Annotated in this window: 14 protein-coding genes and 1 pseudogene; 5 read left to right on the top strand and 10 right to left on the bottom strand. The window is 74.1% G+C overall.

Annotation, left to right across the window (positions count from 1 at the left end; genetic code table 11):
• From ADK41_RS40870 to ADK41_RS16135, 4 genes and pseudogenes are all read right to left on the bottom strand, one after another.
• A pseudogene (locus tag ADK41_RS40870) lies at positions 1–141 on the bottom strand (diaminobutyrate--2-oxoglutarate transaminase); the annotation flags it as partial.
• 77 nt (positions 142–218) lie between these two features.
• On the bottom strand, positions 219–725 hold the full coding sequence (gene ectA, locus ADK41_RS16125) for a diaminobutyrate acetyltransferase (RefSeq protein ID WP_030833776.1): 507 nt from the start codon (positions 723–725) through the stop codon (positions 219–221).
• 340 nt (positions 726–1065) lie between these two features.
• Positions 1066–1605, bottom strand: coding sequence for a DinB family protein (locus ADK41_RS16130; RefSeq protein ID WP_030833779.1), 540 nt, complete (start codon positions 1603–1605; stop codon positions 1066–1068).
• Positions 1606–1818: 213 nt separating this feature from the next.
• Positions 1819–2919 carry a pyridoxal-phosphate-dependent aminotransferase family protein gene (locus ADK41_RS16135; protein WP_030833781.1) on the bottom strand — a complete coding sequence of 367 codons (1101 nt, stop codon included), beginning with the start codon at positions 2917–2919 and terminating at the stop codon, positions 1819–1821.
• A 186-nt stretch (positions 2920–3105) separates the two neighbouring features.
• Between ADK41_RS16135 and ADK41_RS16140 the strand changes: the two genes are divergently transcribed.
• Genes ADK41_RS16140 through ADK41_RS16155 form a run of 4 tightly spaced genes read left to right on the top strand, consistent with a single transcriptional unit; the run spans position 3106 to position 6705 of the window.
• Entirely contained in the window at positions 3106–3957 is an 852-nt protein-coding gene (locus tag ADK41_RS16140) for an ABC transporter substrate-binding protein (protein ID WP_030833783.1), read from the top strand.
• 4 nt (positions 3958–3961) lie between these two features.
• Complete coding sequence (locus tag ADK41_RS16145; protein ID WP_030833785.1) at positions 3962–4798, top strand: amino acid ABC transporter permease; 837 nt, start codon at positions 3962–3964, stop codon at positions 4796–4798.
• Positions 4795–5592, top strand: a complete 798-nt coding sequence (locus tag ADK41_RS16150) for an amino acid ABC transporter ATP-binding protein (protein WP_030833787.1) — start codon at positions 4795–4797, stop codon at positions 5590–5592. Before ADK41_RS16145 ends, ADK41_RS16150 begins: the two co-directional genes overlap by 4 nt.
• A gap of 21 nt (positions 5593–5613) precedes the next feature.
• Positions 5614–6705, top strand: coding sequence for an amidohydrolase family protein (locus ADK41_RS16155; RefSeq protein WP_030833789.1), 1092 nt, complete (start codon positions 5614–5616; stop codon positions 6703–6705).
• Between the two features lie 73 nt (positions 6706–6778).
• Here ADK41_RS16155 and cobC read toward each other — a convergent pair whose 3' ends face one another.
• Genes cobC through cobM form a run of 6 tightly spaced genes read right to left on the bottom strand, consistent with a single transcriptional unit; the run spans position 6779 to position 13066 of the window.
• A complete protein-coding gene (gene cobC, locus ADK41_RS16160) occupies positions 6779–7846 on the bottom strand; it encodes an Rv2231c family pyridoxal phosphate-dependent protein CobC (RefSeq protein WP_030833791.1) in 1068 nt (355 codons plus the stop codon).
• A complete protein-coding gene (locus ADK41_RS16165) occupies positions 7836–8741 on the bottom strand; it encodes a sirohydrochlorin chelatase (RefSeq protein WP_030833793.1) in 906 nt (301 codons plus the stop codon). The genes cobC and ADK41_RS16165 overlap by 11 nt, the downstream gene beginning before the upstream one ends.
• On the bottom strand, positions 8738–9334 hold the full coding sequence (locus tag ADK41_RS16170) for a precorrin-8X methylmutase (protein WP_030833797.1): 597 nt from the start codon (positions 9332–9334) through the stop codon (positions 8738–8740). The genes ADK41_RS16165 and ADK41_RS16170 overlap by 4 nt, the downstream gene beginning before the upstream one ends.
• Positions 9331–11013 (bottom strand): precorrin-3B C(17)-methyltransferase, encoded by a 1683-nt coding sequence (cobJ, locus tag ADK41_RS16175; RefSeq protein ID WP_030833800.1) that lies wholly within the window; start codon positions 11011–11013, stop codon positions 9331–9333. Before cobJ ends, ADK41_RS16170 begins: the two co-directional genes overlap by 4 nt.
• Complete coding sequence (locus ADK41_RS16180; RefSeq protein WP_030833803.1) at positions 11010–12251, bottom strand: bifunctional cobalt-precorrin-7 (C(5))-methyltransferase/cobalt-precorrin-6B (C(15))-methyltransferase; 1242 nt, start codon at positions 12249–12251, stop codon at positions 11010–11012. The genes cobJ and ADK41_RS16180 overlap by 4 nt, the downstream gene beginning before the upstream one ends.
• Positions 12248–13066 (bottom strand): precorrin-4 C(11)-methyltransferase, encoded by an 819-nt coding sequence (gene cobM / locus ADK41_RS16185; protein WP_030833806.1) that lies wholly within the window; start codon positions 13064–13066, stop codon positions 12248–12250. The genes ADK41_RS16180 and cobM overlap by 4 nt, the downstream gene beginning before the upstream one ends.
• Positions 13067–13161: 95 nt before the next feature.
• Between cobM and ADK41_RS16190 the strand changes: the two genes are divergently transcribed.
• A complete protein-coding gene (locus tag ADK41_RS16190; RefSeq protein ID WP_030833809.1) occupies positions 13162–13890 on the top strand; it encodes a ZIP family metal transporter in 729 nt (242 codons plus the stop codon).
• Positions 13891–13903 lie beyond the last annotated feature (13 nt).

The raw sequence follows: 13903 nt of genomic DNA on the forward strand, positions 1-13903 counted from the left end.
GTCCAGGTACTCATGGCCGTCCTCGTCGTACATGCGGCTGCCGTGCGCACGGTCGAAGACGGTGGGCCAGCCGCGGCAGTAGCTGCGCACCTCGGACTCGAGGGTCTCGAAGACGCTGAGGTCGGGCTGGGTGATGGTCACGACGAATCGCTCCTCGGTGGCGTGGGAGGTCAGAGGGAGTCGGAAGAAGTCGGAGAGTCGGGGGCCGGGCCGCGCGGTCAGCGCGCGAGCGGCCCGATGCGGTACAGCACCTCGGGGTCGTGCGGTCCGTCGGGGAACTGGCCGGCGTCGAACAGCACCTCGCGCTCCAGCAGGGCGCCGTGACGCTCCGCGAACGCGGTGAACAGGCGCTCGGACGCGGTGTTGCCCGGCGTGATGGTGGTCTCCACGGTGTCCACCCCGTGCTCCTCGGCGGTCCGGGCGGCCAGTCCGTCGAGCAGTGCGGCGGCGAGGCCGCGGCCGCGGTGCGACGCGTCCACCGCGACCTGCCAGACGAGCAGGGTGCGCGGGCTGTCCGGACGCAGGTATCCGCTGACGAAGCCGATCGGCTCTCCGCGCTCGTCGCGAGCGACGGCCGAGGTGGCGGCGAAGTCACGGCACCACAGCAGATAGCTGTACGACGAGTTCAGGTCGAGGACCTTCGAGTCCTTGGCTATCCGCCACAGCACGGCTCCGTCCGCCACGGTGGGGCGGTCGATTTGCAGGTCTGCTTGTGCGGCAGTCATGTGAATTGAACTTACCCAGGTAAATTCAAAATTGCATCGTCTGCCGGGGTTACGCGCAGGCTCGATCTGTGTTATCACGCGTGCGGGTGGGATCGCGCGAGAGCTTGGCGATATGCCCTGTTTGCACCGGTGCATAAGCCGCATAGCGGGCGCGGTGTGGAACCGATCACAAGTGCGTAACTCCCGTGACGCCCGGCTCCACGTTCTCGAAATCGTGGCGTTTAGGGTCGGGAGAAGCGGGCAGGAGAAGACGGGAAGCTACTCCGCAGGGTAATCGGGAAATAAGCGAAAGAATGTCGCGGGAGAATCTGTGCGAAGGATTCCGATAATTCCACGGAATTCAGGCCCCGGTCACTCCGTCGATACGCTCCCGCAACAGATCCGCGTGGCCGTTGTGGCGCGCGTACTCCTCGACGAGGTGGATGAGCACCCAGCGCAGACTGACCTCGGCCCCGGCGGCCGGCCCCTCGGTGATCCGCCCGGTGTCCTCCAGCGTCAGCCCCGCGCACAGCTCCCGCCCCCGCGCCACCTCCCGGCGCCAGACGCCGAGCACCTCGTCGAGTCCCCGCGCGGGATCGAGGGCGAACCCGCCCCGGTCCTCGAACACCGGAGGCACGTCGAGGCCGGCGACCACCCGCTGGAACCAGTTCCGCTCGACCTCGGCGAGGTGCTGCACCAGCCCCAGCAGGGTCAGCGCCGACGGTTCGGCCGACGCGAGCCGCACCTGCGCGTCGTCCAGCCCGGCGCACTTCAGCGCCAGTGTTCCGCGGTGGTGGTCCAGCCAGTCCTCCAGCATCGACCGCTCGTCACCGGTGAACCGGGGGACGGGGCGTCCGTCGGGCAGTGTGATCGGCGTCCGCGCCGACGGGTCGGCAGTCATGGGGGCAGCATGGCACGGCCCCCGCGGCCGGGCACGGCCCTGACAGGGGATGGCCCGAAGCCGACGGTCCGGGAGCGCCGTTCACGCTTTCCAGCCCGACCGGCGCCTGGGGGCGAGGTTCGTTCAGGGCCGGAAGGGGGCTGGGGCGCAGCCCCGGGGGCAGGGAGGGAAGGGGCGGCGGGGGCGGAGAATGGGCGGCCCCGGCCCGCGACGTCAGCCCCAGGCCGCTTCCACGGCCCGCAGGGCCCCCTCGGTGTCCACGTCCAGCCCCTTCTCGCCGAGCGCCGCTCCCAGCGCCGCCAGGCTCGCCCGTACCGCGCCCGGCGTCGCCTCGGGGCCGTAGTGGTTGACGCGGATCATCTCCTTGGCGAGCGCGCCGCCGCCCGCGGCCAGCGGGAGGGCCGGATCGGCGGACAGGGCGCGGGCCACCAGGTCCGCGGCCACCGTGCCGGACGGCGCCCGCAGGGTCGTGGCGACGGGCGCCGCCTCCGCCGCGTCGTGCACGTACGGCTCCAGCCCTCCGCCCAGCGCGAGGGCGCCCGCCCGCGTCGCCGCCGCGGCCGCCGCGTGCCGTGCCATCACCGCGTCGAGCCCCGCCGCCTCGATCCGCTCCACGCACGCCTCGAGCGCCAGCATCTCCAACTGCGCCGGAGCGTGCAGCAGCGCCTTGCGGCCGCCGTCGATCCAGCGCTCCTTCCAGTCCAGCAGCGACAGGTAGGAACGGCGCGGCGCCCGCGGGTTCGCCGCCATCCGCGCCCATGCCCGCCCGCTCACCGACACCGCCGACACCCCGGCCGGGCCGCCCATCGCCTTCTGCGCCCCGATCACGCACAGGTCCACGCCCCACGCGTCCGGCAGCACCGGCTCCGCACCGATCGACGCCACCGCGTCCAGGTAGAACAGCGCCCCGTGCGCCCGCACCGCCTCGCCGATCTCCGCGACCGGGTTGGTGTTCCCGGTCGCCGCCTCCGCGTGGACCAGGGACACGAAGTCGATCTCCGGGTGCTCGGCGAACGCGGCCCGGACCTGCTCGGCCGTCACCGCCGTGTGGAACGGCACCGCCAGATCGATCACGGTGGCGCCGCAGTCCCGCAGCCAGTCGCCGAAGGTCTGCCCGTAGGGGCCGGTGACGACGTTCAGCGCGGTCGTGCCGGGGCCGGCCGTCGCGCGGATCGCGCCCTCCAGCGGCAGCAGCGCCTCACCCTGCATGATCACGACGTCCTGCCCGGTGCTCAGCAGCCGTGCCACCCGGTCCTCGATCGAGGCGAAGCGTGCGGCGCCCAGCGGGGGCAGGTCGAGGAGGGGGTGGGTCACGGCGGTGCTCTCTTTACTTCGCGACGGCGCGGGTACGTACGACGAGGTCGAGGGTAAACCTTCGCCCGGCATGAGGCCCGACCGCGGGGTTCTCAGGCCGGGCGGCCCCGTGACCATCGGTTTGGTTTGAGGGCCTCAAACCTTTACTTATAATCTGAACTCACAGTTCCTTGACAGGAGGCTTCCGTGAAGACGCTCCCCGGCCGCCGGGCCCGTGCCCTGGCCGCCACCACCGTGACGGCCGGACTGGTCCTCCTGACCGCCTGCACCTCCAGCGACGACGGAGGCAGCGGCTCGAAGACCGCCGCCGGCGGGGTCGAGGTCGTCAAGGCGGGGCAGCTCACCACCTGCACCCACCTCCCGTACCCGCCCTTCCAGTCGGAGATCGACGGCAAGGTGCAGGGCTTCGACGTCGCGCTGATCGACCTGGTCGCCGAGGACCTGGGCGTGAAGCAGGAGATCATCGACACGCCCTTCGAGAACTTCAAGACCGGCGCCTTCCTCAACTCCGGCGAGTGCGACCTGGCCGCGGCCGGCATGACCATCACCGAGGAGCGGAAGAAGAACGTCGACTTCTCCGACCCGTACTTCAACGCCACCCAGGCCGTCCTCGTCGACAAGGGCAGCGGCGTCGCCTCCCTCGCCGACGTGAAGACGAAGAACGTCAAGCTCGGCGCCCAGGCGCAGACCACCGGCGAGGACTACGTCAAGGGGCAGGGCTTCGACCCGGTCTCCTTCGAGTCCTCCGACGCCGTCCTCAACGGCCTGCGCACCGGCCAGGTCAAGGCCGTCGTCATCGACTACCCGGTGGTCCAGGGCTGGCTGAAGGACAAGGCCAACGCCGACGCCTTCGAGGTCGCCGCGCAGATCGACACCGGCGAGGAGTACGGCTTCACGGTGAAGAAGGGCAACACGGCGCTGCGCGAGGCCATCGACAAGGCGCTCGCGGACGCCAAGGCCGACGGCACGTACAAGAAGCTGTACGAGCGGTGGATCGGCCCGTACGACGAGTCCGCCGCCTCGCCGGCCGCGTCCTGAACCCATGACCGGCACCGAGAAGACGGAACTCCAGCCGAAGAAGAAGGGCCTGACCAGGCGCCAGAAACGCGGCCTGTCGCGCGGCGTCCAGTACGCCGTCTTCGTCGCGGCCGTGATCGCCTTCGCGGTCTCGGCCGACTGGGGCAGGCTGCAGAACCAGTTCGCGCAGGCCGACATCGCCGAGCGGATGTTCCCCGAGGTCATCACGCTGGCGTTGAAGAACACCGTGCTCTACACGGTCACCGGCTTCGCCGTCGGACTCGCCCTCGGCATGCTGATCGCGCTGATGCGGCTGTCCTCCGTCGGCCCGTACCGCTGGCTGGCCGGCCTCTACATCGAGATCTTCCGCGGCCTGCCCGCCCTGCTGATCTTCATCTTCATCGGCGTCGCCGTGCCGCTCGCCTTCCCCGGCACGGAGATCGTCGGCGGCACCTACGGCAAGGTCGCGCTCGCGCTCGGACTGGTGGCCGCCGCGTACATGGCGGAGACGATCCGGGCCGGCATCCAGGCGGTCCCCAAGGGACAGATGGAGGCGGCCCGTTCGCTGGGCTTCTCGCCCGCCCGGGCCATGGTCTCCATCATCGTCCCGCAGGCCTTCCGGATCATCCTCCCGCCGCTCACCAACGAACTCGTCCTGCTCTTCAAGGACTCCTCGCTGGTGCTGTTCCTCGGCGTCACCCTGGAGGAGCGCGAGCTGTCCAAGTACGGCCGCGACCTGGCCAGCCAGACCGCCAACTCCACCCCGATCCTGGTGGCCGGCCTGTGCTACCTGCTGATCACCGTCCCGCTCGGCTTCGTCGTGCGCCGTATGGAGGCCAAGGCCCAGGAGGCCGTGAAATGACCCCGAGCCGACCGGAGATCCGCGTCAGCGGTCTGCACAAGTCCTTCGGCGACAACCAGGTGCTGCGCGGCATCGACCTGGAGATCGGCCAGGGCGAGGTCGTCTGCGTGATCGGCCCGTCCGGGTCGGGCAAGTCGACCCTGCTGCGGTGCGTGAACCTCCTGGAGGAACCCACCGGGGGCCAGGTCTTCGTCGGCGGTGCGGAACTCACCGACCCGGACGTCGACATCGACGCCGTACGCCGCCGCATCGGCATGGTCTTCCAGCAGTTCAACCTCTTCCCGCACCTCACGGTGGTGGAGAACCTCACGCTGCCGCAGCGCAGGGTGCTGCGCAGGGGCAAGGCGGAGGCCGCGCGCGTGGCCGCCGAGAACCTCCGGCGGGTGGGGCTGGCCGAGAAGGCGGACGCCTACCCGTCCTCCCTCTCCGGCGGCCAGCAGCAGCGCGTCGCCATCGCCCGCGCGCTGGCCATGGGCCCCGAGGTGATGCTGTTCGACGAGCCGACCTCGGCGCTCGACCCCGAGCTGGTCGGCGACGTCCTGGCCGTCATGCGGATGCTCGCGGACGAGGGCATGACGATGATGGTCGTCACCCACGAGATGACCTTCGCCCGCGAGGTCGCCGACCGGGTCGTCTTCATGGACGGCGGAGTGATCGTCGAGGAGGGCGCCCCCGGACAGGTCATCGGCGCCCCCCGGCACGAACGCACCCGCCACTTCCTCTCCCGCCTCCTCGACCCCGCCATGGCGGACGTGGAGGAGGAGACCTCGGACCAGGTGGGCGGGCCCGGATAGCGCCTCACTAGGGTGCCGGGTATGAGCGAACGCGCGGTGCTGCACGTGAAGGGGCGGATCCTCGTCGGCCCGGACGAGGTCCGAGACGAGCTGTGGGTCGTCGACGGCCGGATCTCCTACGACCCTCCCGTCGGCGCCCGCGACGTCCGCGCCGTCGACGGCTGGGTGCTGCCCGGCCTGGTGGACGCCCACTGCCACGTGGGCCTCGACCGGCACGGCGCGGTCCCCGAGGACGTCGCCGAGCGGCAGGCGCTCACCGACCGCGACGCCGGCGCCCTGCTGCTGCGCGACGCGGGCTCGCCGTCCGACACCCGCTGGATCGACGACCGCGACGACCTGCCGAAGATCGTCCGGGCCGGCCGGCACATCGCCCGCACCCGCAGGTACATCCGCGACTACGCCTGGGAGGTCGAGCCCGAGGACCTCGTCGCGTACGTCGCGCGGGAGGCCCGGCGCGGCGACGGCTGGGTGAAGCTGGTGGGCGACTGGATCGACCGCGACCTGGGCGACCTGTCGGCCTGCTGGCCGCGCGGCGCGGTCGAGGCGGCGATCGCCGAGGCGCACCGGCTGGGCGCCCGCGTCACCGCGCACTGCTTCGCCGAGGACTCCCTGCAAGACCTGGTCGAGGCCGGCATCGACTGCGTCGAGCACGCGACGGGCCTGACCGACGACACCATCCCCCTCTTCGCCGAACGGGGCGTCGCGATCGTCCCCACCCTGGTCAACATCGCCACCTTCCCCGCGCTCGCCGACGGCGGCGAGTCCAAGTTCCCCCGTTGGTCGGCCCATATGCGCCGGCTCCACGAACGCCGCTACGACACCGTGCGCTCCGCCCATGACGCCGGCATCCCCGTGTTCGTCGGCACGGACGCCGGCGGCTCCCTCCCGCACGGCCTCGCCGCCGACGAGGTCGCTGAGCTGGTCAGGGCCGGCATTCCGCCGGTCGAGGCGCTCGCGGCCGGGACCTGGGCGGCCCGCAAGTGGCTCGGACGGCCGGGCCTGGAGGAGGGCGCCCCGGCGGACCTGGTGGTCTACGACACCGACCCGCGCGCGGACGTCCGCGTACTGACGGATCCGCGCCGGGTGGTGCTGAACGGGCGCGTGGTCGGATGAGGCGGGCGCCGTGCGGGGCGCGCGAGGGTGACGACGAGGGCCGGGGACGGGGCCGGGTGGCGGCGGGGGCGGATCAACCCGTTCCCAGGACCCGGTCCAGCGCGCCCAGGAACCCGTCCGTCGTCCCCCGGTCCCGTACCGCCAGCCGTAGCCACTCCTCGCCCAGCCCCGGGAACGTGTCCCCGCGCCGCACCGCGTAGCCGAGATCGCGCAGACGGCGCCGCACCGTCGCCGCGTGCGGCAGCCGGACCAGGACGAAGGGGCCCTCGGCGGGCTCCACGACCCGCAGCCCGTGACCGGCGAACTCCCGCAGCCCCGCGATCAGATGCGCGCGGTCCGCCGCCACGCGGCGGGCCGCGGCGGCCGCCTCCGCGCACGCCCGGGGCCCCACGCACACCTCCGCCGCCGCCAGCGCCGGTGTGGACACCGGCCACAGCGGCTGCGCGCGCTCCAGTTCCACGACGGTCTCCGGGGCCGCCAGGACGTAGCCGATCCGCAGCCCCGCCAGCCCCCACGTCTTGGTGAGGCTGCGCAGGACGACGAGACCGGGGAGGTCCGTGCGCCCGGCCAGCGCCTCGCGCTCGCCCGGCACCGCGTCCATGAACGCCTCGTCCACCACCAGCGTCCGCCCCGGCCGGGCGAGCCGGGCGAGCGCCGCGGCCGGGTGCAGCACCGACGTCGGGTTCGTCGGGTTGCCGACCACCACCAGGTCCGCGTCCTCCGGCACCGCCGCCGGGTCCAGCCGGAAGCCGTCCGCCTCCCGCAGCAGCACTCGGTCCACCGTGTGCCCGGCGTCCCGCAGCGCCGCCTCCGGCTCCGTGAACTGCGGATGCACCACCACCGGCCGGCACACCTTCAGCGCCCGCGCCAGCAGCACGAACGCCTCCGCCGCCCCGGCCGTCAGCAGCACCCGCTCCACCGGCAGCCCGTGCCGTGCCGCCACCGCCGCCCGCGCCGCCCGCCCGTCCGGATAGGCGGCGAGCCCGGACAGCGACCCGGCGACGTGCTCCCGCAGCCACCCCGGAGGCGTGTCCGCGCGGACGTTCACCGCCAGGTCGACCAGCGCGCAGCCGTCGTCGCGGACCTCGGCGTCCCCGTGGTGCCGCAGGTCGTGCCCGTCGGCCGCCGGCTCAGTGCGCATGGGAGTGCGCGTGACCGTGCCCGTGGTGGTGGCCGTCGTCGTCCGGGTGGAAGTGCGGCCGCTGCGCCAGCCCCACCTTGTCCTCGAAGCCCGGCAGCGCGATCCGGTACACGCACGAGTCGCAGTTCATCCGCAGGTCGCCCCCGACGGCCTCCTCGTACCGCTCCCACACCAGATCCAGCAGCTCCGGCTCCGGACCGATGACGTCCGCCGACCGCACCCCGGTCTCCGGGTGCGCCGCCGCCCACTCCTCGGTCTGCCGCCGCACCCGGTCCGGCAGGATCCCGGTGAACAGGAAGTACGGCAGGACGACGATCCGGCGCGCTCCCAGCCGCGCGCACCGGTCGAGTCCGCTCGGCACGTCCGGCGCCGCCAGCGACACGAACGCCGTCTCCACGCCCGCGTACCCGCGGCCCTCCCACAGCAGCCGCGCCGCCTTGAACACCTCGGCGTTGGCGTCCGGGTCCGTCGACCCGCGCCCCACCAGGAGCACGGTCACCTCGGCCGGGTCCCAGGAGGGGTCGACCGCCTCCGCCAGCCGCCGTTCCAGCACGCTCAGCAGCGCGGGGTGCGGGCCCAGCGGACGGCCGTAGGTGTACGAGACGCCCGGGTGCCGTTCCTTCTCGCGGGCCAGCGCGGCCGGGATGTCCCCCTTGGCGTGCCCGGCGGACACCAGCATCAGCGGCACGGCGGCGAACCGCCGCGCCCCCCGCTCCACCAGCTCGGCGACGGCCTCGCCCAGCGGCGGCGGGGACAGCTCGATGAACCCGCCGGCGACGGGCAGTTCGGGGTGACGGCGCCCCAGCTCCCGTACGAAGTCGCGGAACGCCTCCGCTCCGGCGTCGTCCCGGGTGCCGTGGCCGGCGATGAGCAGGGCGGGCGGCGGGGTGGTCACAGGTTCTCCTCGGGATTCTCGGATGGAACGGGGTGGTACAGCAGGGCGTTGAGCGCGGCGGCGGCGACCGCCGACCCGCCCTTCTCGGACACGTTGCTCACGGCGGGCAGCCCGCTCTCCCGCAACGCGGCCTTGGACTCGGCCGCCCCGACGAAACCGACGGGCAGCCCGATGACGAGCGCGGGGGAGGCGTCCAGGGTCAGCAGCTCCTCCAGGGCGGTCGGCGCACAGCCGATCACCCACAGGGCGCCGGGCCCCACCTCCTCGTACGCCAGCCGCACGGCGTGCGCGGAACGCGTCAGCCCCGGCCCGGACCGCGCGTCCCCCAGCCGGCACACGGTCTCGCGGCGGGTGATCCCGGCCGCGACCATCTCCACGTCCGCCACGACCGGCGCCCCGGCGTGCAGCGCGGCGTGGGCCTTCGTCAGCTCGCCCTCGTCCATGACGAGGTCGGACGCGTACTCCAGGTCGGCCGCGGAGTGGACGACCCGCTCCACCACCGCCCGGGTCAGCGGCGGGAAGTGCGAGGTGTCGAGGCGGGCGCGCAGCCGCCGGAAGGACTCCTGCTCGATGGGGTGCACCACGCGGTTCACCGTGCCTCCTCCTGCCAGCGGTAGCCACGCGGGGTGACCATGCGCCCCGCGATCTCCCGGGTCGCCGTGTTGCCCACGGTCACGACCGTCATCATGTCGACCGTCGCCGGGTCCAGCGCGGCCAGCGTGGTCAGCCGGCTCGACTCGTCCGCGCGGGACGCGTTGCGCACCACTCCGACCGGCGTCGCCGGCTCCCGGTGCCCGGCGAGGATCGCGAGCGCCTTCGGCAGCTGCCAGTCACGGCCCCGGCTGCGCGGGTTGTAGAACGTCACCACGAGGTCCGCCTCGGCCGCCGCCCGCACCCGCCGCTCGATGACCTCCCACGGCGTGTGCAGGTCCGACAGGCTGATCGACACGTGGTCGTGGCCCAGCGGCGCCCCCAGGAGCGCCCCGGCCGCCAGCGCCGCCGTCACGCCCGGCACCCCGACCACGTCGATGTCGTCGGACGCCTCCGCGAGCGCCGGGGAGGCCATGGCGTACACCCCGGCGTCCCCGCTGCCGATCAGCGCGACCGCCTGCCCGCGCCGGGCCTCGGCGACGGCCGTGCGGGCCCGTTCCTCCTCCGCCCCGAGACCGGACTCCAGCACACGCGTGCCGGGGCGCAGCAGATCGCGGATCTGGTCGACGTACTGGTCGAGCCCCACCAGCACGGAGGCGCGCCGCAGTTCGTCCTTCGCCCGCGGGGTGAGCAGGTCCCGGGCGCCGGGCCCCAGCCCGACCACCGCGAGCCGCCCGCGCCCCGGCCGCCGCACGACGGCACAGGTCGCCCTCGCGGGCCGTGCCGCCGACTTCCTTTTGGGCACGAGCAGTTCGCCCCCGCCCACCAGCGCGGCGGCCTCCGCGACCGACGGGGTGCCGACGGCGGCCAGCGGCGCGTCCGACGGATTGGGCACCTCGACGCCCGCCAACTCCCCGGCGGCGTACGTCACCAGGGGCACCCCGAGCCGCCGGGCCGCCGCCACGATGCCGGGCTCGTCGGCCTTGGCGTCCACGGTGGCCAGCTCGGCGAGCGACGCCGCCGACAGCCCGGCCTCGCGCAGGGCGCCCTCGACCAGACCGAGCACCTCGTCCACGGGGGCGCCCTTCGAGGCGCCGACGCCGACCACGAGGGTGGGCGGCCGGAGCACCGCCTCCCGCTCGCCCGGCTCGACCAGCCGGTCCGTGACCCGGAGCGTGTACGCCCCCTCGCCCGCGACCGGGAGCGGCGGCAGCGGCCAGGTCACCTCGGCCCGCAGCGCCACCGCCTCCCCGTCCAGCAGGGCCCGCGACACGGCGGCGACGTCGCCCTCCACCGGCAGGCCGAGGGTGTCCAGACCCGGCAGACCGGCCGCGTCGGTCGCCGTCGTCACCACCGGTTCGGCGCCCAGCACCTCGCCGACCGCGCGGGCCAGCTCGTTCGCCCCGCCGCCGTGCCCGCCGACCAGCGACACCGCGAACCGTCCGCCCTCGTCGACGCAGACCACGCCCGGGTCGCTCGCCTTGTCGCCCAGCAGCGGCGCCACCAGCCGCACCACGGCCCCCGTGGCGAGGAAGCACACGAGCTGCTCGCACTCGGCGAACGCGGCCCGCACGGCGTCCGGCACGGGACCCTCGTACACGCGCGTGCGGTCCGGCCACACGGCGGCCAGCCGGTCCCGCGCGGCCGCTCCGGCCGCCGTGGCGGAGATGAGGCCGATCACTCGCAGACTCCTTCGGTGTGCGCCGGAGGCCTGACGCCCCACAGCAGGAAAACGGGATTGGTCGCCGCCAGCCGGGTCACGTCCCCGGGCAACGGCGCCAGCCGCGACGACTGCAGCAGCACGCCGTCGCAGGAGAACCCGGCGTTCACCAGCGCCTCGCGGGCCGCCGGAACCCGGTCCAGCGCGGCCACGGCGACGACGACCGTCCGCCGCGCCCGGCGCGCGCACGCGGTGACGACCGCCGGCAGCTCGCGCCCCCCGCCGCCGACGAACACGGCGTCGGGGTCCTCGTCGAGGCCGGCCAGCACATCCGGCGCCGCCCCGTGCACCACGCGCACGTCGACCCCGTGCGCGGCGGCGTTGGCGCGGACGCGCTCCACCCCGTCCGGCGCCTTCTCGACGGCGGTGACGGCGGCCCCGAGCCGCGCGCACTCCACGGCCACGGACCCCGACCCCGCGCCGACGTCCCACACCAGCTCACCGGGGCGCGGGCCGAGCCGGGCCAGGGCCAGGGCCCGCACCTCGAACTTGGTGATCATGGAGTCGCGGTGGTCGAACCCGGTCTCGTCCAGCGCCCAGCCGGCGGGCCGGCCGTCCCCGGCCCCGCCCGCGACGGTCCGTACCGGCCCGAGGGCCCGCGCCTCGTCCAGGCACAGCACCACGCTCACCGCCGGACCCCAGTCCCGCACGGCGGCCTCGGCGGGCGTCACCCGCTCCACCCGCTCCTCGGCGGAGCCGAGCGCGGAGGCGACGACCAGCACCCGCGCGGTGCCGCGCAGCGCGGCCCCCAGCTCGGCCGGACCCGCCCCCGGACCCGTCAGCACGGCGACCTTCGGACGGGCCCGGCACAGGTGCACCGCCGTCCGCGGATCCCTGCCGTGCGCGCTCACCACCACGGCGTCGTCCCACGGCAGCCCGACCCGCGCGAACGCGGCGGCCACGGAGGAGACACCGGGCCGCACGTCGAGCCGCTCCGGCCCGAACCGCTCGGCCAGCGCCCGCACGATCCCGAAGAACCCGGGGTCCCCGGACGCCAGCACCACGACCGGCCGCTCCTCGGCGACGTACGTCCCGACGGTGTCGAGCGCGGGCGCCAGCGGCCCGAGCACGATCCGCTCGGCCCCCTCCGGCAGCCGCACGGCGTCCAGGTGCCGCCGCCCGCCGACCACCAGCTCCGCCCCGGCCGCGCACCGCTCGTCGACCGGCGCCCCCGCCCCCATCCCGACGACGGTGATCACGTGTTCGCACCCCGCGCGCGCAACGCCCGGCGCGCCTGAGGGTCGGCCTTGCGGAAGCCGTGGAAGTGACCGGGGTGGTACAGGTGCGAGCGGGTGCCGTGCGCGTCGAGCGCCGGACCGACCAGGAACAGCGTGTGCTTCCAGAGCTTGTGCTCCTTGACCGTCTCCTCCAGCGTGCCGATCGTGCACTTCACGACCAGCTCCTCCGGCCAGGTCGCCTGGTACGCGACGACGACCGGCGTGGACGTCGGATAGCCGCCCTCCAGCAGCTCCCGCACCAGCTGCCCGCTGCGGGCGGCCGACAGGAAGATCGCCATGGTGGTGCCGTGCCGCGCGAACTCGCGGACCTCCTCACCGGGCGGCATCGGCGTCTTGCCGCCGCCGAGCCGGGTCAGCACCACGGACTGCGCCACCTCGGGAATGGTCAGCTCCCGCCCCGCGAGCGCCGCGACGGCGGAGAACGACGACACACCCGGCACGATCTCGGTCGCGACACCGAGCTCCGCGCACCGGTCGACCTGCTCCTGGGTGCCGCCCCACAGCGCGGGATCGCCCGAGTGGATCCGCGCGACCTTCAGCCCTTGCGCGTGGGCCCGCTCGTAGACGGCCACGACGTCCTCCAGGGACATCGTCGCCGAGTCGAGGACCTCGGCGTCCTCACGCGCGTGCCGGAGGACCTCCTCCTGCACCAGGCTGGCGGCCCAGATCACGACGTCGGCCTCGGCGATGGCGCGCGCGGCACGGAACGTCAGCAGATCGGCGGCGCCGGGGCCGGCTCCGACGAAGGTCACCTTGCCGCCTGCGGCATCGGCCATGGAAATCGGTCCTCTCTGGCGAACGGTCAAAGACAGTGGGCGGTGAGCGGCTGTCACGCGTGCGTGGACGGGCGCCGATCGGATACGAAGAGCACATGGCGGTCCTCGTCGCGCTCGGCGCGTTCCTGATGACGCTGGTCGGCGGCTGGGCGGCGCACCGCGTGACCGACCGCCGCCACCTGGTGCTGGGCCTGGCCGGCGGGCTGATGCTCGGCGTCGTCGGCCTCGAACTCCTCCCGGAGTCCCTGGAGGCGGCCGGCGCCGAGGTGTACGGCGTCCCCGCGGCCCTGCTGCTCTTCGTCGCCGGCTTCCTCCTGGCCCACCTGGTGGAACGCCTGCTGGCCCACCGGCAGGCCGCGCACGGCGCCGAGGAGAGCGACGGCCGCACGCCCGAGGTGGGCCTCACGGCCGCCGCCGCGATGGTCGGCCACAGCGCCATGGACGGCGTGGCGATCGGCGCCGCCTTCCAGGTCGGCGGCGGCATGGGCGCCGCCGTCGCGGTGGCCGTGGTCGCCCACGACTTCGCGGACGGCTTCAACACGTACACGCTCACCCGCGTCTACGGCAACGCCCGCCGCCGCGCGCTGACGATGCTGTTCGCGGACGCGGCGGCACCGGTGGCGGGCGCCGCCTCGACCCTGTTCCTCACCATCCCGCAACCGCTGCTCGGCGGCTACCTCGGCCTGTTCGGCGGCGTCCTGCTCTACCTCGCGGCGGCCGAGATCCTGCCCGAGGCCCACCACGAGCACCCGGCCCGCTCCACCCTGCTGTGCACGATCGCGGGCGTGCTGTTCATCTGGCTGGTGGTGGGCGCCGCGCACTGAGCGCGCCCGAGTC

The organism is Streptomyces caelestis (genome assembly GCF_001279005.1).
GTDB lineage: Bacteria > Actinomycetota > Actinomycetes > Streptomycetales > Streptomycetaceae > Streptomyces > Streptomyces heliomycini.